Here is a 21683-nt window from a genome sequence, read left to right as displayed (position 1 = left end):
ATATTTAATAAATTATTATGAAAACATTTACACACATTAATCATAATGGCGAAGCTAATATGGTAGATGTTTCTAGCAAACAAGAAACTATTCGTGAAGCAAGAGCAGAAGCATTAGTGACAATGTCACCAGAAACATTAGCAATGATCATGACTGGTCAACATCATAAAGGTGATGTTTTCGCAACTGCACGTATTGCAGGTATTCAGGCTGCAAAACGGACTTGGGAGTTAATTCCTCTTTGTCATCCATTACTTCTTTCAAAAGTTGAAGTTACACTCACACCATTAATCAAGACTCACCAAGTCCGTATTGAAAGCCTTTGTAAGTTAACGGGTAAAACAGGGGTTGAAATGGAGGCATTAACAGCAGCCAGTGTTGCCGCCTTAACAATTTATGATATGTGTAAAGCAGTACAGAAAGATATTGTAATTGAACAAGTACGTTTATTGGAAAAAAGTGGTGGAAAATCTGGGCACTTTGTTGTAAATACATAGGGAAAAGATATGTTAAAAGTATTGTTTTTTGCACAAACTAGAGAATTAATTGGTCTTGATCAAATTGAATTACCAGCAACATTCCATAGTGCAGAAGAAGTTCGCTCTCATTTAGCAGAGAAAGGGGAGATGTGGGCACTTGCATTAGAAAAAGGAAAATTATTAGTGGCAATTAATCAAACATTGATGTCATTAGAAAGCGCGGTTAAATCTGGCGATGAAATTGCCTTCTTTCCACCAGTTACTGGGGGGTAGAAATGAGTGATATTCAAATCACAGTGCAGGAGCAAGCGTTCGATCAAAATGCGGTTTATCATTGGTTATCTGAACAAAACTCAGTAGGGGCAACTGTCATATTCGTTGGAAAGGTACGTGACTTAAATTTAGGTAATACTGTTTCTCGTTTATATCTTGAACATTACCCAGCAATGACGGAGAAAGCATTACATGAGATTGTGACGCAAGCTCAAGTCCGTTGGGATATTCAGCGAGTTGCAGTAATTCATCGTATTGGACTATTGCAGACAGGCGATGAAATTGTCTTAGTCGGAGTGAGTTCTGCGCATCGAAGAGATGCTTATCAGGCGAATGAGTTTATTATGGATTTTCTAAAAAGTAAGGCTCCTTTTTGGAAAAAAGAGCAAACTGATAAGGGCGAACATTGGATTGAGAGTCGTGATTCTGATCAAGAAGCCTTAACTCGTTGGTAATAAAATATCAAACAACGCACTAAAAGTGCGGTTGTTTGATAAGAGATATTAAGCTTAAATATTCTATAATACTTTAACGATACTTTCACAAAGATAACGAATATTATCTTCAGTAATGCCCGCCACATTGATTCGACCTGAACGTACTGCATAAATAGCAAATTCATCTTTTAAACGATCCATTTGCTCAGGGCTTAAACCACAGAATGAGAACATACCGTTTTGGTCAATAATAAAGCTGAAGTCACGATCTGCCCCGAATTCTTTTAATAACTCAACAAATTGACTACGCATTTGTTTAATACGATCGCGCATCTCTGCTAATTCTTGAGTCCATTCTGCACGCAATTTATCATCATTTAAAACGATAGATACAGTTGTTGCACCATGAGAAGAAGGATTAGAGTATAGCGTACGAATAATTGACTTCACTTGTGTTAATGCTGTTGATGCAATTGCTTCATTTTCAGCTACTAGAGTCAATGCACCAACACGTTCACTATATAAACCGAAGTTTTTAGAATATGAACTTGCTACTAATAGCTCTTTATGGTTCTGAGCAAATGCACGTAAGCCAAAAGCATCCTCTTCTAATCCATTAGCAAAACCTTGATAAGCAAAATCAAATAGGGGTAACCAACCTTTTTCTGCTGACATTTGGGCGAGTTGCTTCCATTGTTCTTGTGTTGGGTCAATACCTGTAGGGTTATGACAGCAACCATGAAAAAGTACTACATCGCCTTCTCCCGCATTACTAAGGTCTACAATTAAGTTATCCCAATCTAAACATTTATTTTCAGGATCATAATAACGATATTCACGAATCGTCATGCCCACAGCGTTAAAAATTGCATTGTGATTTGGCCAAGTTGGTGTGCTAATCCAAACATTCTGTGATTTTGTTTGACGTTTAATAAACTCTGCTGCGATACGTAGTGCACCTGTTCCACCTAAACTTTGTACGGTTTTTGCACGACCTTGCTTCACAACATCTGAATTTGCACCGAATAATAATTCTTTAGTACGCGTATTAAACTCAGCAACGCCATCAATAGCTAAATAATTTTTAGTAGTTTCAAGATCAAATAAGCGTTTTTCTGCTTCTTTGACTGCACGCATAATTGGTGTATTGCCATGTTTATCTTTATAAACACCAATACCAAGATTGATTTTATTATCACGTTTTTCTGCTTTAAATGATTCCCCTAAGCCTAAAATTGGATCAGCTGGCGCAGCGTTAATATTCTCAAACATAATTATATCCTTAACGTTGTGTTTAATAATCTGTGAACTAGTTATACTGTAGGCAACAAATATTAGCAAGCCTCATTTAAAAAAATTTAAAGATTTAATTTATTCTTTAGAAAACATATTAAAAAAATTTAGTTTTATTAAATTATTTTAATTTTTCTAGTACCCAGTTTAAACCAGAATGATAGTCTAATGGTAATTCTTTCCAGAGTTTTTCTAAACTTGCGATCAATATCTTTTTATCAGGGTGAGTTAAATTAATATGGCCAACTTTACGTCCTGGGCGAACTTCTTTACCATACCAGTGTAATTGACTAAATGGGGTATCTAACCAAGATTGGTTGTGTTCAGTACCAATTAAATTAACCATGACACTTGGTGCGACAAGATTAAGTTCGGATGTTGGTAAGTCAAGTAGAGCCCTTAAATGTAATTCAAACTGACTTACAGAACAGCCTAGCTGTGTCCAATGACCACTATTATGAACACGAGGCGCTAGTTCATTAATTAATAATTGTTCTCCGACCACAAAACATTCCATTGCCATTACACCAATATAATTGAGTTTATGCATGATCTTACTTAGCATACTCTCGGCCTGGGCTTGGTGTTGAGATTGTTTTGGAAATTCGATATCTACAATACTATAACGTAAAATACCGTTTTGTTGTAAGTTATGTGTAATAGGGTAGAATCGTGTTTCTCCATTCTGAAACCTTGCGCCGACAAGAGAAATTTCATAATCGAAAGGAATAAATTTTTCGGCAATTGTTTCACCATAGAGATCATTTGTAATTGTCGCTTGATTTTCGTGAGTAATAATCCACTGTCCTCGTCCGTCATATCCCCCCATACGGCGTTTTACAACTACTTTTTCACCAATATCTGTAAAGACTTGCTGCCATTGTGCAGGTTGAGCTAATAAACACCAAGGTGAGGTCGGTAGATTTAGCTCATCAAGTAATGATTTTTGTGATAAACGATCAGCTAAATATCCAAATATATTTTTATTTATAAATTTATCATGATGCGCGAGCATTTCTGTTAAGGGTGTTTTTTCCCAACGTTCAATTTCTGCGGTAATAATACTGTTTTGTGGCAAATCAAATAGTGGTGCATCAAAAGCAAGGGGTTGAACATGAATATCTAAAGGTGCACCAGCATAACGGAGCATTCGCCCTAATTGACCATTACCTAAAACATATACTATTGGATACAAAGCACTTTCTTGCATATCAAAAAACCATTTTGGAAAGAAATAAAAAACTAAATAGAGCAAACATTTGCTTGCTCTATAACTTTATGAAAAACGAGGATCTGGATTATCTAATACCGTATTGGTTTGATTTTCTCTAAATTGATTCAAGCGGGCTAAAAGTACAGTATCAAATGCTGCTAAAATTTGTGCTGCAAGGAGTGCTGCATTTGCCGCGCCAGCAGGACCAATAGCGAGTGTACCAACAGGAATACCTTTAGGCATTTGAACAATGGAATAAAGACTATCTACACCATTTAGCATCGAACTTTTTACTGGGACGCCCAGTACAGGTACTAATGTTTTAGCTGCAATCATACCAGGTAAATGAGCTGCACCACCTGCACCAGCGATGATTACTTTATAACCTTTTGACACTGCATTTTCCGCGAAATGAAATAATTTATCTGGTGTACGGTGGGCAGAAACGATTTCAACATGATAAGGGAGGTGTAATTCATCAAGAATATGTGTCGCCTCTTGCATAGTTGCCCAATCACTTTTTGAGCCCATGACAATAGCGATCTGTGCAGTGCTATTTGACATTTTATTCCTTAATTTTTCTCAATAATAAGATCGTGCGTAGAATAACATACAATAATCAATAAGCAAACGATTGCTAATGTTTTTATTCACTAAAATACGATTGCAACTTCCCTTAGAAAATCATATCCTAAACACATTTTTGAGTCTTAAATAAGAATGGGTTCTTATATGCAAGCTAAAGCAAAATATAGAAAAGATTATCGTACACCTGACTTTACTGTCACTGACATTTTCCTTGATTTTCAACTTGATCCTAAAAAAACCACTGTTACTACAACTAGCCAATATCAACGTCTGAATCCTGAAGCTACTAAATTACGTTTAGATGGGCACAGTTTTCAGTTTTCCACATTAAAGTTGAATGGTCAAGATTTTAAACAATTTGAACAAGATGGTGAAAGTTTAACTCTTGATTTAAGTGACTTACATACCACAAATTTTGAAATTGAAATTGTCACTATTTTAAATCCTGAAAAAAATACCTCTTTACAAGGTTTATACCAGTCTGGTGATGGAATTTGTACTCAGTGTGAAGCAGAAGGATTTCGTCAAATCACGTATATGTTAGATCGTCCTGATGTGCTTGCTCGCTATACTACAAAAATTACAGCAGAAAAAAATAAATATCCTTACCTATTATCTAATGGTAATCGTATTGCAAGTGGCGATTTAAATGATGGGCGTCATTGGGTAGAGTGGCAAGATCCCTTTCCAAAACCAAGTTACTTATTCGCTTTAGTTGCAGGTGATTTTGATGTGTTAACGGATATTTTTACGACAAAAAGTGGGCGTAATGTTGCACTAGAACTGTTTGTTGATCGTGGTAATTTAGATCGTGCAGATTGGGCAATGCAAAGCTTAAAACGCTCAATGAAATGGGATGAGGAGCGCTTTGGTCTAGAGTATGATTTAGATATTTATATGATTGTTGCTGTTGATTTCTTTAATATGGGAGCAATGGAAAATAAGGGGTTAAATATTTTTAACTCTAAATTTGTTTTGGCCAATCCGCAAACAGCAACAGATGAAGATTATCTAGCAATTGAAAGTGTCATTGCTCATGAGTATTTCCATAATTGGACGGGTAATCGTATTACTTGTCGTGATTGGTTCCAACTCAGTTTAAAGGAAGGCTTAACTGTTTTTCGTGATCAGGAGTTTACCTCGGATTTATGGTCACGTTCAGGTAAGCGTATTGAAGACGTACGTTTATTGCGAACTGCGCAATTCGCTGAAGATGCCAGTCCAATGTCGCATCCAATTCGCCCTGATAAAGTAATTGAAATGAATAATTTCTATACGGTTACAGTATATGAGAAAGGCGCAGAAGTGATTCGTATGCTGCACACTTTATTAGGTGAAGAGCTATTCCAAAAGGGTATGCAACTTTATGTCGCTGAAAATGATGGAAAAGCGGCAACTTGTGAAGACTTTGTTTCTGCAATGGAACGTGCCTCGGGATTTGATTTAACCCAGTTCCGCCGTTGGTATAGTCAATCAGGCACGCCAGAACTGACAATTTCCGATAGCTATGATGAAGAAAGAGCGGTCTATTCTTTACATGTTTCACAAATGACCCCACCTACTGTCGATCAAATGGAAAAGGTAGATTTACATATACCATTAAAAATTGCGTTATATGATAAAGCAGGTAAACCACTCGTATTAAAACATCACGATACAGTAGTCAACTCTGTGCTCAATGTGACGCAAAACGAGCAAACATTTGAATTTACAGATATTCATACTAAACCAGTACCAGCTTTACTTTGTGATTTCTCTGCGCCAGTGAAATTATATTATGATTATAGTACCACGCAATTAAGCACCTTGTTACGTCATGCTGAAAATCATTTTGTACGTTGGGATGTTGCACAAATACTTTATGCTGCTGAATTACGTCGTAATTTAACTCGCTATCAACAAGGTAAAGCGCTTGAATTTTCAGCTGATATTCTCGCTGAGTTATATCAAATATTAGAAAGCTATCAACAAAATGTTGAATTAACAACATTAATTTTAACATTACCAAAAGTCACTGAATTTGCTGAGCTCTTTAAAACAATTGATCCTGAAGGCATTACGATTGTTCGTGATTTTATGGTTTGGACTATAGCAGAAAGCTTGAAACAATCTTTTTTAAAAGTGTATAACAATATTCGGTTAGATACTTATCGCGTAACTGCAGAAGATATTGCATTACGTGGTTTACGCAATCTTTGTGTTAGTTATTTAGCTTACACTACAGTAGGTAATAATGTTGTAAATAAACATTACACTTATGCTAATAATATGACAGACACACTCGCTGCGCTAAGTGCTGCAACCAAAGCTCAACTACCTTGTCGTGATAGTTTATTGGCAGATTTTGAAAGTAAATGGCAACATGATGGCCTTGTTATGGATAAATGGTTTATGCTACAAGCAACTCGTCCAGATGAAGATGTCTTATTAAACGTTATGCACCTAATGGATCATCCAAGTTTTAACTTCAATAATCCGAATCGAGTTCGTTCCTTAATTGGGAGTTTTGCAAATCACAATTTAAAAGCATTTCATGTTATTGATGGTGCTGGATATCGCTTTTTAACTGATATTTTGATTCGTTTAAATGACAGTAATCCACAAGTTGCCTCTCGTTTAATTGAACCATTGATTCGTTTCTCTCGTTATGATGGTCAACGTCAGACTTTAATGAAACGTGCATTAGAAAGACTAAGCGAAGTTGAAAATCTTTCTCGTGATCTTTATGAGAAAATTGAAAAAGCATTACAGTAATTTTAAAATAATGCGGTTAGAATTCAGAGAATTTTGACCGCACTTTTCTTATATTTCATGCTGATCATTTGCTTTAAAAAATAAAAGAAATTTCCTATTACTTTGCCATATAAATGCGTATAATTCTGCGTATTTTCACAGTTAAACTATCCAGAGAGATAAACGAGTATGTATTCATTAGTCAGAAAGGCACTTTTTTCCCTTGATGCTGAACAAGCACACGATCTCACAATCCAGACTTTAAAAATTATTGGTCGCTCGCCTTTGAATCCTATTTTAAAAGCTGTTTTTTCATGCCCAGCTGGTTCAGCAAGAACAGTTATGGGATTACATTTTAAAAATCCTATTGGTTTAGCTGCAGGAGCAGATAAAAATGGAGATGCGATAACAGGTTTTGCTGCAATGGGATTTGGTTTTATAGAAGTAGGGACAGTTACACCATTAGCACAAGAGGGAAATCCTAAGCCTCGCCAATTTCGCTTACCACAAGCGGAAGGTATTATTAACCGAAATGGTTTTAACAATTACGGTATTGATTATCTTATTGAAAATGTGAAGCGGGCAAAATATGACGGTATTTTAGGTATCAATATTGGTAAAAATACGTTCACTAGTATAGAAAACGGTAAAGCTGATTATATTTTTTGTTTAAATAAAGCCTATAACTATGCAGATTACATAACTATTAATATATCTTCACCAAATTCACCAGGGTTACGCCAATTACAGTATGGCGAGGCACTGGATGATTTACTGGATGGAGTTAAAGCCCGTCAAAAGATATTAACTAATCAATATAATAAGTATGTGCCTATTACAGTGAAAATTGCCCCTGATCTGAGTGAAGCTGAATTAATACAAATTGCAGACTCATTACAACGTCACAAAATAGATGGTGTAATTGCGACAAATACCACTGTTTCAAGAGAGACAGTGAATGGATTAAAAAATGCAGAACAGCAAGGTGGATTAAGTGGTAAACCATTGCATGACAAGAGTACTGATGTAATTACACGGTTACACCAAGAATTAAAAGGGAAAATCCCAATTATTGGCAGTGGTGGGATTTATAGTGTGCATAGTGCGCAAGAGAAAATAAATGCAGGGGCCGAATTATTACAACTTTATTCTGGTTTAATTTATCAAGGACCAAATTTAATTAAGCAATTAGTAAAATCAATTAAATAACGACTTAACGTTATTCAATAAAATGCGGCAAATTCTTATAAAAGTAACCGCATTTTTTATTTAGGAAAATAACATGTTAACGATTTATGATTTGCATTGTCATAGTACAGCATCAGATGGCGTACTCTCTCCAACAGACGTAGTCAATAGAGCAGCTCAAAAGGGTGTTAATGTTTTGGCCTTGACCGATCATGATACGGTTTCAGGTATAAGTGAAGCAAAGAAAGCTGCTTGCCAACAAGGCATTACATTTATTAATGGCGTAGAGATTTCAACCTTATGGGAAAATCGTGCGATTCATATTGTTGGTTTAGGGTTTGATGAAACATCTGAAAAACTGACCGCACTTTTGACTCAGCAAGCGGTCCTTCGTCACCAGCGAGCTATTGAAATTGGTGAAAAGTTAGCAAAAGTTGGAGTAGAAAATGCATTTGAAGAGGCAAAAAAACTAGCGACAGGAGAAGTCACCAGAGCTCATTATGCCCGCTTATTAGTACAGCTAGGAAAGGTTGCAAATGAAAACCAAGCATTTAAAAAATACCTTTCACAAGGGAAATCCTGTTATGTTAAATCACAATGGTGTGATATTCCTACTGCAATCGATATTATTCATCAGTCTGGAGGGCTTGCTGTACTGGCACATCCTTTACGTTATACCATGACGACTAAATGGTTAAAAAAATTAATCGCTGACTTTAAACTATGGGGAGGCGATGCGCTTGAAGTGGCTGGTTGTGGGCAAACTAAAGAACAACGCTTATTGTTAGCACGTTGGGCTAAAGAAAATAAGTTGTTATCTTCGGTTGGCTCGGACTTTCATTTCTCCTGCGGTTGGATTGAATTAGGTAAATCATTGCAGTTACCCGATGATTGTTTACCTATTTGGCATAGACTTAAACTATAACTACTTTATAAATGGTATTTCTTATATTTACATATAGTATAAAAATGTAATACGTATAAATAATGTAATTCAGTTTATTACATTAGATAGAACATCAAGTTAAAATAATAAAGGCTCATATGAGCCTTTATTATTTTGCAGGGCATAGCTGTAATGCTTGAATAAATTCAATAAATGCTTTGGTTTTAGCGGGTAAATGTCGGCGATGCGGATAAACAAGGTTAATATCTAATTTTTGTTGTTGATATTCAGAAAAAATTTCAATGAGTTCTCCTGTACGTAATTCATTTTCAACAAAAAAACGTGGTGTATTGATGATACCTAAACCTGATTTAGCTAACTCAGTTAACGTTAGCCCGTTATTACATATCAGTTTTGAGTTCATTTTTAAGCGCTGTATTTGTTTACCATTATTAAATTCCCAATAAATTTGATTACCGATCGCTTTATATAAAAGACAATCATGATGTTGTAAATCATCTGGGTCTTTAGGTATACCACGTTTTGCTAAATACTCTGGTGATGCTACAAATAGAGTAGAAACGGATGCAATACGCTTCGCTACTAATGAACTATCTTGTAAATACCCAATCCGTAAGGCAATATCGTAGCTCTCAGCGACTAAATCAACCATACGATCATTAAATTCAATATCAATATGTAAATTAGGATTATCTTTCACAAACTTAGCTAAATTAGGCGTAATAAAAAGCAATCCAAAATCACGTGGCACAGAAATACTTAAATTACCTTGTAAAGAAGTTGATAAATTACTAATGCTTGATTCTGCATCTTCTAATTCAACTAAAATAGGTTGGCAATGTTGATAATAAATCAACCCAGCTTCAGTCGGGGAAATTTTCCTTGTTGTACGCTGTAATAAGCGTACTTTAAGTTGTTCTTCAAGTTGTGCGACCAACTTACTTGCCATCGCCACTGAAATATTTTGTTGTGCAGCTGCCTGCGTAAAACTTTGTGTTTCAACGACTTTACAGAAAATAGAAATAGCATTGAGTTTATCCATTTATATACCTTTTTGAAAAAAAGAGTTGACCTTATAGCAGATAGTTAGCAATATAGCGACTATTTTATATAAGTTTGAGTAAATTGGGTAATAGAATGAGTAAATCCTTGGTTATTGTTGAGTCACCAGCAAAAGCAAAAACAATCAATAAATATCTTGGTAGTAATTACGTAGTGAAGTCAAGTATTGGTCATATTCGTGACTTGCCTACAGTTGGCTCAAGTAATGGTGAAAAAGCAAAACCGATTTCAACTAAAGGATTAAGTACAGAAGAGAAATTGGCACTAAAGCAAGAAAAAGAGCGTAATGCATTAGTGAAACGTATGGGTATTGACCCTTATCATGATTGGCAGGCAAATTATCACATTTTACCAGGTAAAGAAAAAGTGGTTTCTGAGTTGAAATCGCTAGCTAAAAAATCTGATCATATTTATCTTGCGACCGATTTGGATAGGGAAGGAGAGGCTATTGCATGGCATTTACGTGAAGTTATCGGTGGCGATGATTCGCGTTTTAGTCGTGTTGTTTTTAATGAAATTACGAAGAATGCGATTAAACAAGCTTTTGATAAACCAGAACAACTTAATTTAGATCGCGTTAATGCACAACAAACACGCCGTTTTCTTGATCGTGTAGTGGGCTTTATGGTTTCTCCATTATTGTGGAAAAAAGTCGCTCGAGGCTTATCTGCTGGTCGAGTTCAATCTGTTGCGGTGAAATTATTAGTTGAACGTGAACGTGAAATTAAGGCTTTCCAACCAGAAGAATATTGGGAAGTCGACGTACTGACTGAAACTCAAACAAAAGACATACTTCGCTTAGAGGTTACCCAATTTAAAGGTAAGAAATTCGCTCCAAAAAATGAGCAAGAAGCACAAAATGCGGTCGATTTTTTACAAAGATCTAATTATGTGGTTTCAGAATTAGAAACTAAGCCAACAAGCTCTAAACCAAAAGCACCTTTTATTACTTCAACTTTACAACAAACAGCCAGTACACGCCTAGGTTTTGGTGTGAAAAAAACAATGATGCTAGCACAGCGCTTATATGAAGCAGGCTATATTACTTATATGCGTACAGACTCAACAAATTTAAGTCAAGATGCATTAAATATGGTCCGTGGCTACATTAAATCATATTATGGAGAGCAGTATTTGCCTGTTAAGCCAAATTTTTACTCAAGTAAAGACAATGCTCAAGAGGCTCATGAGGCGATTCGTCCTTCAGATGTAAATACATTGGCAGAGATGTTAGTGGGGATGGAAAAAGATGCTACCCGTTTATACGATCTAATTTGGCGTCAGTTTGTAGCTTGCCAAATGCCTGCTGCACAATATGATAGTACAACAATTAGTGTAAAAGCAGGTGATTATGAGCTAAAAGCGAAAGGACGTATTTTACGCTTTGACGGTTGGACAAAAGTATTGCCTGCACTAAGCAAAAGTGCAGAAGATCAGGTATTACCAAATGTGTCTGTGAACGACAAACTTAATTTAGAAGAGGTGTTACCAGAACAACATTTCACTAAACCACCTGCACGTTTCAGTGAAGCAGCCTTAGTTAAAGAACTAGAAAAGCGTGGTATTGGTCGCCCATCAACTTATGCTGCAATTATTTCAACCATTCAAGAACGTGGTTACGTTCGTGTGGAAAACCGTCGGTTCTATGCAGAAAAAATGGGAGAAATAGTGACAGATCGCTTAAATCAATCATTTGCAGACTTGATGAACTATGATTTTACAGCGAATATGGAAAATATTTTAGACCAAATTGCAAATGGTCAAAAAAATTGGAAAACAGAATTAAATCAATTCTTTAAAGATTTTTCTGAAAAATTGACTCAAGCAGAATTAGATGAGCTTGAAGGCGGAATGAAGCCAAATAGCCTTATACCAACCGATATAGATTGCCCAACTTGTGGTCGTAAAATGGCAATTCGAACAGCAAGTACGGGCGTATTTTTAGGCTGCTCAGGCTATGCATTACCCCCTAAAGAACGTTGTAAAACAACTGTTAATTTGATCCCTGAAGTTGAGTTATTAAACGTATTAGATGACTCTTCTGAAACGAAAGCTTTAATGGAACGTAAACGCTGTCCAAAATGTAGTACTGCGATGGACAGTTATGTTATTGATCCACAACGTAAAATCCATATTTGTGGTAATAACCCAAATTGTGATGGTTATGTATTAGAGCAGGGAAGTTTCAAAATTAAAGGCTATGATGGTCCAATCGTAGAATGTGATAAATGTGGCGCAGATATGCATTTAAAACTGGGACGATTTGGCAAATATATGGGATGTACTAATTGCGATAATACCCGTAAAATTTTAAAAAGTGGAGAAGTTGCACCACCTAAAGAAGAACCGACACACTTCCCAGAATTAAAATGTGAAAAATCTGATGCATATTTTGTGCTTCGAGATGGTGCTAGTGGTGTTTTTATGTCTGCTCATAATTTCCCTAAATCTCGAGAAACACGTGCGCCTAAAGTAGCAGAGCTTGCATTATATCGTGATCGTTTACCTGATAAGTTGCGTTATTTAGCAGATGCCCCTCAACAAGATCCAGAAGGTAATGAGGCAATTATTCGCTTCAGCCGTAAAGAAAAACGTCAATACGTGACTTCTGAAAAAAACGGAAAAGCGACTAAATGGATTGTAGACTATATTAATGATCAATGGATTGAAAGAAAAAAATAAGGAAATACAGAAAAAGGCTAGAATCGTTTTCTAGCCTTTTTTCATTGAAGTTTATTCTGCTTTATCACTCTTACTTAATAAGAAAAGTGCGACTGCACCTAATGCAGAGTAAGCCAAAAATTTTGAGCTCAATAGTTTTTTACTTAACAGTGAGACTGCAAGCGATCGAACTACGGGTTGGTTTAAAGAAGACGCAATTTGTGAAACGGAATCTGACAAAAAAGAGGAATTACCCATTTTAGGTTTTTTGCCTAATCCATAGAGCTTCATTCGTAATGCATCTCCTTTCATAATTAATAATTCTTTTTCTTCATCAAGTTCTGTTTTCATAAAAGCTCCATATCATTAGGTTCTTTTTTCTCTTGAGTACTTAAAGCTCCTTTTAAGGCCTGAATGTCGTTTTTAACTTCAGAAAGGGTGGTGACCATAAAATTACGCTGTTTTGCTACTATATTACGCATTACAAGTAACAAAATTAAAATAATCAAAAAAGCACCCGCACTTATACCAAAGAAAACAATATGTTTGATTTCAGGTTCAATGATGCTATTTAAACCAAACAATAAACTTATAAAAGAAACTAATAGTAAAATCAGTATTAAGAATAATGCAGTAAACAAGGTTACTAGAAAATTCTTTTGTTGGACAAGCTCAATCCTTGCCATTTCTAAACGAACATGAACAAGCTCTAGCGAAGTCAGGGTAATATTCTTAACTTTTTGTAAAATTTGCATTTATCGTCCTAATTGTAAGAAAAGGCTACATTTTGTAGCCTTTTACAACCATAAAGACTTATCTCTTAGAGATTAAGACGCCTAACAATAAACCAATCACTCCAGCAACACCAATCGCTTTATAAGGATTGTCTTGCACTAATTCATCAGTTTGCTTGATAACTTCTTTAGTTCCTGCTACAGCATCCTCTTTTAATGAACCGAATTGTTTCTGTAATTTAGAAACTCGTGAATCAAGATTCGATTTAAGTTTTTTGAGTTCATCTGCACCAGCTTTTGATTTCTCATCAAAAAGCTCTTCCGCATTGTCTAAAATATCACGGATTTCACTTAATAACTCATCACGTTTCTTATCGAATTCTTTACTCATTTTATAGATACCTCCATTAATTTTTAAGGAATGATCTAGCCTGAAAAATAAGCTAGACATCACCATAGTAAACTGATCTAGATCAAAATGTCAAATTAAGAGAATAAAAAATGTGCTAATGTAGTCTCTATTTTTTAATGAATTAACTCATTATTTTTGACATAGTGGGAAGAAATCTTAATAAAAAAACAGACTATATATCAGTTAATTTTAGCGTTATATTAAAATTTGTATGATTGTCTATATAGGAATTTAAATGAATTATTTTCACCGTATTATTACTGCATTTATTACCTGCTTTATCTTACCTTTTACGACCATAAAAAGTCTATTCGCTGATAAAGAACGTTCATTTTTGATAAGATTAAGCTCCGTTTTTTTCACTTTCTTTTTTATTATGCCTTGCCTTATTGTGTGTATTCTATTTACTGATGAAAAGACAAATTTAGATAAAGAAAATTGTAGACAATGACTCAAATCTATTTATTGTTCTGAACATTTAGCAAATGAGATCATCGAGAAACTAGGTGAGCAGGAAAGTTGGCAACCTAATGAATTACTTCACTTTGGGTTATCTGAGCATTTACCAAATGATACAGAACTGTTTTTTATTGATTGGCGGGATAGCGATGAATTCATTTGGCACATAAATAAAATTATTGAACATCACGCTTTAGAAAATATGAATTGGACATCTAAAAATTTGGAAGAAGATCCCCCAGAAGAATTAATGCAAATTGCCTATGAGTTTTTATCCTCAAAAGGTGTTGTGTTATACAATGCAGAAACTGAAGGAGATTATTATTGTCTAATTGCAATCTTAGAAAGCCAAAGAGAAACATTTGAATTGGCATCTCAAAAATGGGGTATCGCAGTTAGAGATGCTAATCAGCCATTCTAAAAAGAGAGCTGACTTTTAAATTTAAAGAAAAACAATTTCTTAAAGGTGTTTTTTTTATTAGCATCCTTGTGACACTGTCGCAAATTACAATATTATTTCATTAAACTTCATTTTTAAATCTGACTTATAATGGGTCGATTTATTCCTCAGATTTTACATAGCGTTATTAGCATATTTCTTTTAAGAGCTTCAACATTTCCCTATAAGAAACTATTTTTTGGCTTTCTATATTTTCAGCTAGGAAATAGCAATAACCTAAATTAAGCATACTCAAATTATCTCTTCTTAAAATTATATTACTAAATACTAATTCATATATAGAGTAGGTTACTTATCCAATAATGACGTCACGATTGGTATTTAATTTAACATAATATACATTATGCGAAATTAGTTACCAAGTGAGTAAAAACTACGAGTTAATAAAATCACAGAGTTATACACAAGTCACAAATACTACTTAAACAAGACATAATCACAATACAACACACGTTGTCACTGCAAAATTAATTGGTTATGCACGTTTAAATAATGTTTGTAAAGTAAAATTAAATATGAACGGTCTCATAAACATCAATGAGTAAAATAGATCTGGAATTGTTCTGCAGGGCGTGTATAGACATATAAGCGCGCAATATATTTATATACGCACAAAAAATTCATCAAAACGTAAAATATCGCGTTTACGGGGCTACAGCCGTCGCCCCTACCGTCAGGGTAAAATGCACAGCATTTTTCCCCGACACCCCTAAATATATTAATTTACAAGTAAAAAATTTAAGTCACACAGACAAAACACCCACATTAATTGCTCACGTCCTCGTTGCCTGCGGGCGTTCGCATATAATGTGGGTTTGTTTTGTGTTACTCAATTATTTTTACTTGTAAAAGTATAATAATGTCAGTTTTCTCTTTTGAGTTTGATTTGCCCGTAAACCAACCGTCAGGTAAAAAAGAAAAGCCCGTTTCAGTGCCATTTGTTTTATTCTGAGCAAGACCGCCAAGCACAATAATATCACCGCTTTTAACACTGACATCAGTGACAAGGTCACGCTTAATCAATGTCGGCGTATTATTAACGCCCGTTTCCGTCTTGACGAAGTTTGAAAGTTGTTGTTGAATTTTTAAATCTATTGCGTTTTTCTTAACCACTGGCTCAATATTAAAAATCACACCGCTTGAGCGGTATTCAACAGATTGAATATCACGACCATCTTTATGTACAATGCTTGTTAAAACTGGCACATCAGAACCCACACTAAAATTACCCACTGAACCACTTTTTACCCTCAAAGTCGGAGAGCTGACAACTTGAAAGCGCGTATCTGTTTTAAATAATTCAATCATTGCATCAAGATTACCAGCATTGATTGTAATAAAATTTTCATAGTTTTGCTTAATACCAATGCTTAAACCCAATTTACCAGAAAGCAATTTCGCCAAAAGATTAATACCGCTCCCATCGTTTTCTTTTGTCTGAACCTCAAAAACGTAACCCGTAACGACAATTTCACCGCCTTTTGTATCTGCTGATTTTAAAACAGATTTAACGCGTGCGATTTCTTCTGCTGTACCATAATAAACCAATTTATCTGCCGCAGCCGTAACAGAAAAATTATTCTCACCTGCAACATTATATTTTAAAAGGTCGGCGAGATAATGCGCATTTCTGTAAACTGGCGTATAAACAAAGCTTTGACGTGTCACTGCTGGTTCAACATAATCAAGATAATCAATACCATTTTTAGTATAAACTTTGACGTTTAAATTATTAAAATAGCGCATGATAAACTGATTAAAATCGTCTTTTTCTGTTACTTTAAAGCTGATTAATCTTGTATCTTGAACTAAGCGAGGACTTAACATGTATGGGCGTTCTAGTATTTCATCATAAATCATATAAATAGCTTTGGGCAGTGGCACTGAATCAAGCTTAAAATCCACATTTTTAGCAAAAATAATTGACGAAAATACACTTAAAAAACAAGTAAAGAAAAATTTATAAAATACCTTTTTCATCTTTAACCCCTGAATAATAACTCACAACCTCACCACCCATCACACCCGTTAATGCTCTGCCCTGACCTTTAAAATAATATTTAGGTTCAAGTCGAAGATTACCTTTATCATCTATAAGAAGCACGTAAGCAATCCCATCTTTCATTAATTCACCAGAAATACGCCACGTCTTAGATAAAGTTTGAGGAATATCATTAAATTGCTGTTTTTGATAAGAAAAATAATCAGAAGGTGATAACTTAGCTGTTTCTTGTTGAATTTGAGATTCTGTTTTAGACTCTTTTTTTTGAACTTGTTTAGATGATAATGAGCTAGATTGTTGACTAGATGATGTATTTACATTTATATAATCAGACAACATATAATAAGCAAAGCCAAAAAAACTCACAATTGCAAGCACGCTTAGCTTAAATTGCGGTGATTTAAAGTAGTTCTGTCTATCATCGATAGATGTCGTTTTGCCGTTAGCTCCATCAAAACTTTTATAGAGTTTAAATATTTTCTCATTATATTTATTCTGATATTGCGTTGTCAGCATGGCTTTTGTCGTTTTCGCGCCAGAATAAACATTCACTCTGTAACGTTTACCAAGACCAAGCGTAACCAGTCTTGACATTTGAAAAGTCGTTTCTATTCTATCTTTAATAAAGCGTGGAATATTTGTAATAGACTGATTAATAACAACTAAATCACAACAAATCCCTGTTTTTTCATCAGTAAAATGTCTGTGCTCTGCAATAAAGCTGCGGTGATTGTCTTTTATTTTCTCAGTTGGAAAAATGCGCCATACTTCATCAAGACATATTAAATCCCCTGCTCTACAAGTCGTATTTTGAGAATTTTTATACGGAAAAAATTCATCAGATTGACAATCTTCATCAGTCACTTTAATTAATGTACCCAGATTTTCTCTTGTTAGCTTTTTATCTTCTGAAAGACAATAATCAATTAATTTTTCTTCACTTATTCCCTCTATATTAGTAACAATGCGTCTGCCCTTTTTAAAATGTTCAACGATAACACTACTGACCACTTCATAAGATTTGCCACTGCCTGGAATGCCCACATACGCCATAATCGCCATAAATTACTCCATTAATTAATAAAGGGCAGTCTGCGAATAGCAAAACGCGTTAAATAAGCAGATAACACAGTATTTACAGCAAATGGAATTTCAAAATATTGAAGAAAAAATCCTAGTTCTGGAGGAACAGAACTTAAAAGCTGACAAATATCAGAAATTTCGGGTAAAAAAACATCTAAAAGAAGCTGAACTATATCATCAGAAGCAATCAATATAGCACCGAACATAAAAAAACGAATTACTTTTAACGTAAATATAAAAAGAAATACTTTAGTTAAAAACGCAATTAAAGCAGGCATAAATAGTCCTTATATTAAGCTGATAAAATAATCAAAATGCCAATAGTCGTCCAAAGAAAAGTGAACCCAGATTTTATTCCGTCACCATTTTCTGAAAATAACTTACAATGAATATCTATGGTATGAGTTGCATTAAAAAGCGAAAAAGTAATAGGCTGACAATTACCAGAAACAGAACATTGACCGCCAACCATATCTGAAAGCTTAGACTTTAATTCTTCAAGTGATTTTTTAATATCAAACTCTTCTAGTTCCGGTAATTTACCTTCATCTTTACCATCACCTTTCTTATCACCTTCTCCACTACCAACACCGCTACCCGAACCATTTTGACCATCTTTATCCCCTTTGCTTCCTTGATTTTTACCATCAGATTTTCCGCCGCTACTATTATTACCGCTAGCATTACCAGAACCTGTACCATCAGCACCACTATTACCGCCGTGACCATTATTTTGATTGCTTGAACCATTAGAACCCGAATTATCTGAACCATTTTGTTTTTCTTTCTCTTTCGTTTTAGCAAGTTCATCTAGTCCCATTCTCTTTTCATTGCCAATTGAAATATGACAATTTTCGCCATTCTCGTCACAAGTTTCTGCCGCACCTTCAACTAAACAATCAGAAAGACCACTATTTGTAATAGCGCATTTATAGCCATCACCATCAATAGACAACATCCCATCTTCTCTAAGATTTGGATTTGTTAGCGCATCTAAAAGTGAATCAGCAATTTGACAATTATTATTTTTTAATGCTGTTTTAAATGCTTCTCTTGCAACTGAATTTTGCGATGAAGAAAGACGAGAACTAAACTCGATTTTTTCAGCATAACGAAACCAGCCATCACCAGAGAATGAACCTCCTTCGCCGTCCCCGTAATCAGTAACAACTCCGCTGGAGTCAACTTTAATTCTTATATCAACTCTAGGTGCGTTTTTATCACCATCCGTTTTCTTCGATCCAGCAAATTTCGATAAATCACAATCAGTTTTTGAAATTGCATCATCATTATTTAAATTTTTACGAAAATACCAATAACCGACCGAAGACCAAAGCTCACGAGAATGAGAAAAAGTAGAGATAAAAAGAAGCGGTAAAATTAAAATTAATTTGAAAAGCCCCGAACGACAACATAAGCGCATAACATTCCCCAGCAGAAAAAAATCATTTCCCAAGACATGAAAAACCCCTAAAAATTGACCCGCAATTTGCGGGCCATTTTTACTTAAACGCGTTTGAAGAAACCTAAAATTGCCTTAGCAACAAGACCAAAGACTAAAAAGCCTCCAAGACCAACAGCTACAGCTGTAATAGCAGTTTTACCCTCAGCAAAATTAGCAGCATTACCCAAATCACCAAGACCCTCTGCCATTGAATAAGTAGAAGCTAATGCAACTGTGCCAACAACTGTCGCTTTACGAGCGATATTTTTAATTATATTTTTAAACATGATATAGTTTCCTTTTAAATGATGTTATCTTTTGAAAAAGCTTAAAACCACGCCAGCGATTTTTGCTAAAACCCAAAATGATAACGTTATTGAGAATGAAACCGCCCAAAATTCAGTGTAAGCTAAATAATTAACGGTTTCGCTTTTTGAACTTTCCACGCTTTGAATCTTTAAAAGTTCATTGCGTGGAATTTTCAATTCTAATTGAGCACAAGAATTTGTAACTTTATTACAACCCTCAACCTCTAAAATAATTGACATTTTAAAGCACCAAAATAAAAGAAATTAAAAGAGAAGAACCCACAAGAAAACCAACCATTGAAGCTGAAGCGATAAATAAAAATTCTTTCATCTTTTTATTTCCTCTTTTGTATAGCTTGTAAAAGCTGAATGCGATTAATAACTTAAGCATAAATAAAAGTGAGAACGCGCGGAGCATGGCGCGAACTCAAAAATTATTTAACTTCTTCAATAGAAGAATGATCATTATAATAATAAGAAATACCTGTTTTATCTTTAAAAGACCAAGCCATGGGATAAACCGCGATTTTTACAAGTTTTCCTGTTAAATTGCGACAGTTTGTGATTAACTCATTTGTAAATAGCTCATTCTTACTTACAGTAATTGAAATCTCACTTTGAGTTGTGCCGCCAAAACCATCAGAGCGAACTAAACCTATACCAATTTGATTTTTAAACTTTAATTCACCTGTTGAATTATCGACATTTTTAAGTTGACGAGAACCTAACATTTTTCCGACTATATAAAAACCTTGTTCCATTTTTTAATCTCCTATAGATTTAAGCTGCTTTTAATAAAGTTAAATGATGAGCGGGTGCTCGATACCATGAAGGCATAATCAAAGGTTTAGATTCAACTTCACGAGTAGATATAACTCTAACAGGGCTAAATTTTGAAATGTCACATTTATAAGCAATATCTATACCGATTTTTTTTAGTCTAGATCTATGCATTTGAACTTGTCTTTTATTTAAATCAAAAACTTGACCGTGAGACCATTGCAAAGCATACATTGCAGTTGTATTTGCGCTGCGAACAGAATCAACTACGCCAGAATTTAATAAAGTCTCTGAAATTGTTTCAAAATCCATTGCTGTTACCCTTAATTTATTTTCAATACTTAAAAAATCGTCACTTAATTGTTTTAATCTTGAATAATCACTTAATCCATAAAAATTTAAATTTTCTCTTTGTAAATATCTTGACTTTAATTTTAATTCAAATCTCGCTACACCATTTTCTTTGCAAAAGTTAATAACATTTATCAATTCTTTAAATTCTTGAGATTGTTCACCAAATTTATTTTTTATTTTTGTCAATGAGTGTAGTTCTAACTCATAAGCTTTGTTATATACTGATGGATAAATTAATCCTGTACCTTTTCCTTTTTTATTAAGCCAATCAACAGTTTGACCATTAGTATATAAATTTGGAATTGAATTCCTATAACCTAATGTTGCAAGTCCACTTAAATAATGTTCAACATTTCCAAAGCCAACAGACTTATTTTGAGTAATATGTAATTCTTTAATTAATGCTCCATCAGAATATTTTTTTGCTTTCGTTCCATCCTCTGATTGACCATAAAAAATTCGTGTACATTTAGTAAACGGAGGCAGGTTATATTGAGATAAAATTTTATTAAAGACATCAACGCATACATCTATTGATGTTATTCCAAATAAATTTTCAACGCGACCATAGCGGCTCGGGTTTCCCCACATTTTTAAGCGACTACCATTAACTTTAATGTAGACTTTATCGCAGTAACTGCCTTCATGCTCAAAAGTTGGCATATTAATAAATTCTTGTGTTTCGCCAGTATCGAGATGAACGCCTATAAAGCCAAACTCACCAAGAGAAGGGAGTTGATAGCAAAAGTCTTGTTCTATTTTCAAATAGTCGAAAAACATTAAAAATATACCGCATGCAAATATACATAAAAT

Annotated in this window: 23 protein-coding genes; 8 read left to right on the top strand and 15 right to left on the bottom strand. The window is 34.6% G+C overall.

The genetic code is table 11. From position 1 onward, the window contains the following. Positions 1 to 17: 17 nt before the first annotated feature. Genes moaC through moaE form a run of 3 tightly spaced genes read left to right on the top strand, consistent with a single transcriptional unit; the run spans position 18 to position 1207 of the window. Entirely contained in the window at positions 18 to 497 is a 480-nt protein-coding gene (gene moaC / locus K7G93_RS03700) for a cyclic pyranopterin monophosphate synthase MoaC (protein ID WP_223668220.1), read from the top strand. A gap of 9 nt (positions 498 to 506) precedes the next feature. Next, positions 507 to 752, top strand: a complete 246-nt coding sequence (gene moaD, locus K7G93_RS03695) for a molybdopterin synthase sulfur carrier subunit (protein ID WP_049214421.1) — start codon at positions 507 to 509, stop codon at positions 750 to 752. A gap of 2 nt (positions 753 to 754) precedes the next feature. Continuing rightward, positions 755 to 1207 carry a molybdopterin synthase catalytic subunit MoaE gene (gene moaE, locus K7G93_RS03690; RefSeq protein WP_228400491.1) on the top strand — a complete coding sequence of 151 codons (453 nt, stop codon included), beginning with the start codon at positions 755 to 757 and terminating at the stop codon, positions 1205 to 1207. 63 nt (positions 1208 to 1270) lie between these two features. Here the strand turns inward: moaE and K7G93_RS03685 are convergent, their stop codons facing one another. The 3 genes from K7G93_RS03685 to purE all read right to left on the bottom strand — a co-directional run bounded on the left by K7G93_RS03685 (position 1271) and on the right by purE (position 4259). After that, entirely contained in the window at positions 1271 to 2461 is a 1191-nt protein-coding gene (locus K7G93_RS03685) for an amino acid aminotransferase (RefSeq protein ID WP_228400490.1), read from the bottom strand. A 142-nt stretch (positions 2462 to 2603) separates the two neighbouring features. Beyond that, the gene (gene purK, locus K7G93_RS03680) at positions 2604 to 3692 is read right to left on the bottom strand and encodes a 5-(carboxyamino)imidazole ribonucleotide synthase (RefSeq protein ID WP_226690475.1); all 1089 of its coding nucleotides are present in this window, start codon (positions 3690 to 3692) and stop codon (positions 2604 to 2606) included. A 66-nt stretch (positions 3693 to 3758) separates the two neighbouring features. After that, positions 3759 to 4259: a 5-(carboxyamino)imidazole ribonucleotide mutase gene (purE, locus tag K7G93_RS03675; RefSeq protein ID WP_049214425.1), complete on the bottom strand. Its 501-nt coding sequence runs from the start codon at positions 4257 to 4259 to the stop codon at positions 3759 to 3761. Between the two features lie 168 nt (positions 4260 to 4427). On the opposite strand from purE, the gene pepN reads away from it, so the two are divergent. The 3 genes from pepN (at position 4428) to rnm (ending at position 9129) form a co-directional block, all read left to right on the top strand. Beyond that, positions 4428 to 7037, top strand: coding sequence for an aminopeptidase N (pepN, locus tag K7G93_RS03670; protein WP_226690476.1), 2610 nt, complete (start codon positions 4428 to 4430; stop codon positions 7035 to 7037). 168 nt (positions 7038 to 7205) lie between these two features. After that, positions 7206 to 8225: a quinone-dependent dihydroorotate dehydrogenase gene (pyrD, locus tag K7G93_RS03665; protein ID WP_226690477.1), complete on the top strand. Its 1020-nt coding sequence runs from the start codon at positions 7206 to 7208 to the stop codon at positions 8223 to 8225. Positions 8226 to 8298: 73 nt separating this feature from the next. Next, a complete protein-coding gene (rnm, locus tag K7G93_RS03660; RefSeq protein ID WP_226690478.1) occupies positions 8299 to 9129 on the top strand; it encodes an RNase RNM in 831 nt (276 codons plus the stop codon). Between the two features lie 130 nt (positions 9130 to 9259). Here the strand turns inward: rnm and K7G93_RS03655 are convergent, their stop codons facing one another. Beyond that, on the bottom strand, positions 9260 to 10153 hold the full coding sequence (locus K7G93_RS03655) for a LysR family transcriptional regulator (protein WP_049214429.1): 894 nt from the start codon (positions 10151 to 10153) through the stop codon (positions 9260 to 9262). Positions 10154 to 10248: 95 nt separating this feature from the next. Between K7G93_RS03655 and topA the strand changes: the two genes are divergently transcribed. Continuing rightward, entirely contained in the window at positions 10249 to 12855 is a 2607-nt protein-coding gene (topA, locus tag K7G93_RS03650) for a type I DNA topoisomerase (protein ID WP_226690459.1), read from the top strand. Positions 12856 to 12906: 51 nt separating this feature from the next. Here the strand turns inward: topA and K7G93_RS03645 are convergent, their stop codons facing one another. Genes K7G93_RS03645 through K7G93_RS03635 form a run of 3 tightly spaced genes read right to left on the bottom strand, consistent with a single transcriptional unit; the run spans position 12907 to position 13959 of the window. Continuing rightward, positions 12907 to 13185 carry a hypothetical protein gene (locus K7G93_RS03645; protein WP_049214431.1) on the bottom strand — a complete coding sequence of 93 codons (279 nt, stop codon included), beginning with the start codon at positions 13183 to 13185 and terminating at the stop codon, positions 12907 to 12909. After that, on the bottom strand, positions 13182 to 13589 hold the full coding sequence (locus K7G93_RS03640) for a phage holin family protein (RefSeq protein WP_223668215.1): 408 nt from the start codon (positions 13587 to 13589) through the stop codon (positions 13182 to 13184). Before K7G93_RS03640 ends, K7G93_RS03645 begins: the two co-directional genes overlap by 4 nt. Positions 13590 to 13647: 58 nt before the next feature. Beyond that, positions 13648 to 13959 (bottom strand): ElaB/YgaM/YqjD family protein, encoded by a 312-nt coding sequence (locus tag K7G93_RS03635; RefSeq protein WP_049214433.1) that lies wholly within the window; start codon positions 13957 to 13959, stop codon positions 13648 to 13650. Between the two features lie 481 nt (positions 13960 to 14440). Between K7G93_RS03635 and K7G93_RS10500 the strand changes: the two genes are divergently transcribed. Further along, positions 14441 to 14860 (top strand): DUF6630 family protein, encoded by a 420-nt coding sequence (locus K7G93_RS10500; RefSeq protein WP_445164640.1) that lies wholly within the window; start codon positions 14441 to 14443, stop codon positions 14858 to 14860. Between the two features lie 864 nt (positions 14861 to 15724). Here the strand turns inward: K7G93_RS10500 and K7G93_RS03625 are convergent. The 8 genes from K7G93_RS03625 to K7G93_RS03590 form a co-directional block, all read right to left on the bottom strand. Further along, complete coding sequence (locus tag K7G93_RS03625; protein WP_228400489.1) at positions 15725 to 16879, bottom strand: type II secretion system protein GspD; 1155 nt, start codon at positions 16877 to 16879, stop codon at positions 15725 to 15727. After that, positions 16860 to 17963, bottom strand: a complete 1104-nt coding sequence (locus K7G93_RS03620; RefSeq protein ID WP_228400488.1) for a zonular occludens toxin domain-containing protein — start codon at positions 17961 to 17963, stop codon at positions 16860 to 16862. Before K7G93_RS03620 ends, K7G93_RS03625 begins: the two co-directional genes overlap by 20 nt. A gap of 11 nt (positions 17964 to 17974) precedes the next feature. After that, positions 17975 to 18262 (bottom strand): DUF2523 family protein, encoded by a 288-nt coding sequence (locus K7G93_RS03615; RefSeq protein WP_228400487.1) that lies wholly within the window; start codon positions 18260 to 18262, stop codon positions 17975 to 17977. A 14-nt stretch (positions 18263 to 18276) separates the two neighbouring features. Then, positions 18277 to 19407: a hypothetical protein gene (locus K7G93_RS03610; RefSeq protein ID WP_228400486.1), complete on the bottom strand. Its 1131-nt coding sequence runs from the start codon at positions 19405 to 19407 to the stop codon at positions 18277 to 18279. Between the two features lie 83 nt (positions 19408 to 19490). Then, positions 19491 to 19715 carry a hypothetical protein gene (locus tag K7G93_RS03605; RefSeq protein ID WP_228400485.1) on the bottom strand — a complete coding sequence of 75 codons (225 nt, stop codon included), beginning with the start codon at positions 19713 to 19715 and terminating at the stop codon, positions 19491 to 19493. Between the two features lie 24 nt (positions 19716 to 19739). Next, positions 19740 to 19976 carry a hypothetical protein gene (locus K7G93_RS03600; RefSeq protein WP_228400484.1) on the bottom strand — a complete coding sequence of 79 codons (237 nt, stop codon included), beginning with the start codon at positions 19974 to 19976 and terminating at the stop codon, positions 19740 to 19742. A 194-nt stretch (positions 19977 to 20170) separates the two neighbouring features. Next, positions 20171 to 20497: a DNA-binding protein gene (locus K7G93_RS03595; RefSeq protein WP_160530785.1), complete on the bottom strand. Its 327-nt coding sequence runs from the start codon at positions 20495 to 20497 to the stop codon at positions 20171 to 20173. A gap of 19 nt (positions 20498 to 20516) precedes the next feature. Further along, a complete protein-coding gene (locus K7G93_RS03590; protein WP_228400483.1) occupies positions 20517 to 21635 on the bottom strand; it encodes a phage/plasmid replication domain-containing protein in 1119 nt (372 codons plus the stop codon). Positions 21636 to 21683: the final 48 nt, after the last annotated feature.

Origin of the sequence: Pasteurella canis (assembly GCF_020810675.1) — a bacterium.
Classification (GTDB): Bacteria; Pseudomonadota; Gammaproteobacteria; order Enterobacterales; family Pasteurellaceae; genus Pasteurella; species Pasteurella canis.
Note: the sequence above shows the minus strand (reverse complement) of the source record. Positions and strands in the feature narration are given on the sequence as shown.

What these genes read in the sequence shown, in the direction of transcription:
- K7G93_RS03635 (WP_049214433.1), bottom strand. Translation starts at nt 13,959, where the DNA reads ATGAGTAAAGAATTCGATAAGAAACGTGATGAGTTATTAAGTGAAATC.
- K7G93_RS03620 (WP_228400488.1), bottom strand. Translation starts at nt 17,963, where the DNA reads ATGGCGATTATGGCGTATGTGGGCATTCCAGGCAGTGGCAAATCTTAT.
- K7G93_RS03605 (WP_228400485.1), bottom strand. Translation starts at nt 19,715, where the DNA reads ATGTTTAAAAATATAATTAAAAATATCGCTCGTAAAGCGACAGTTGTT.
- K7G93_RS03610 (WP_228400486.1), bottom strand. Translation starts at nt 19,407, where the DNA reads ATGCGCTTATGTTGTCGTTCGGGGCTTTTCAAATTAATTTTAATTTTA.
- purE (WP_049214425.1), bottom strand. Translation starts at nt 4,259, where the DNA reads ATGTCAAATAGCACTGCACAGATCGCTATTGTCATGGGCTCAAAAAGT.
- rnm (WP_226690478.1), top strand. Translation starts at nt 8,299, where the DNA reads ATGTTAACGATTTATGATTTGCATTGTCATAGTACAGCATCAGATGGC.
- K7G93_RS03655 (WP_049214429.1), bottom strand. Translation starts at nt 10,153, where the DNA reads ATGGATAAACTCAATGCTATTTCTATTTTCTGTAAAGTCGTTGAAACA.
- K7G93_RS03595 (WP_160530785.1), bottom strand. Translation starts at nt 20,497, where the DNA reads ATGGAACAAGGTTTTTATATAGTCGGAAAAATGTTAGGTTCTCGTCAA.
- moaD (WP_049214421.1), top strand. Translation starts at nt 507, where the DNA reads ATGTTAAAAGTATTGTTTTTTGCACAAACTAGAGAATTAATTGGTCTT.
- K7G93_RS03625 (WP_228400489.1), bottom strand. Translation starts at nt 16,879, where the DNA reads ATGAAAAAGGTATTTTATAAATTTTTCTTTACTTGTTTTTTAAGTGTA.
- topA (WP_226690459.1), top strand. Translation starts at nt 10,249, where the DNA reads ATGAGTAAATCCTTGGTTATTGTTGAGTCACCAGCAAAAGCAAAAACA.
- K7G93_RS03685 (WP_228400490.1), bottom strand. Translation starts at nt 2,461, where the DNA reads ATGTTTGAGAATATTAACGCTGCGCCAGCTGATCCAATTTTAGGCTTA.
- K7G93_RS03600 (WP_228400484.1), bottom strand. Translation starts at nt 19,976, where the DNA reads ATGTCAATTATTTTAGAGGTTGAGGGTTGTAATAAAGTTACAAATTCT.
- moaC (WP_223668220.1), top strand. Translation starts at nt 18, where the DNA reads ATGAAAACATTTACACACATTAATCATAATGGCGAAGCTAATATGGTA.
- purK (WP_226690475.1), bottom strand. Translation starts at nt 3,692, where the DNA reads ATGCAAGAAAGTGCTTTGTATCCAATAGTATATGTTTTAGGTAATGGT.
- pyrD (WP_226690477.1), top strand. Translation starts at nt 7,206, where the DNA reads ATGTATTCATTAGTCAGAAAGGCACTTTTTTCCCTTGATGCTGAACAA.
- K7G93_RS03645 (WP_049214431.1), bottom strand. Translation starts at nt 13,185, where the DNA reads ATGAAAACAGAACTTGATGAAGAAAAAGAATTATTAATTATGAAAGGA.
- pepN (WP_226690476.1), top strand. Translation starts at nt 4,428, where the DNA reads ATGCAAGCTAAAGCAAAATATAGAAAAGATTATCGTACACCTGACTTT.
- K7G93_RS03640 (WP_223668215.1), bottom strand. Translation starts at nt 13,589, where the DNA reads ATGCAAATTTTACAAAAAGTTAAGAATATTACCCTGACTTCGCTAGAG.
- K7G93_RS03615 (WP_228400487.1), bottom strand. Translation starts at nt 18,262, where the DNA reads ATGCCTGCTTTAATTGCGTTTTTAACTAAAGTATTTCTTTTTATATTT.
- moaE (WP_228400491.1), top strand. Translation starts at nt 755, where the DNA reads ATGAGTGATATTCAAATCACAGTGCAGGAGCAAGCGTTCGATCAAAAT.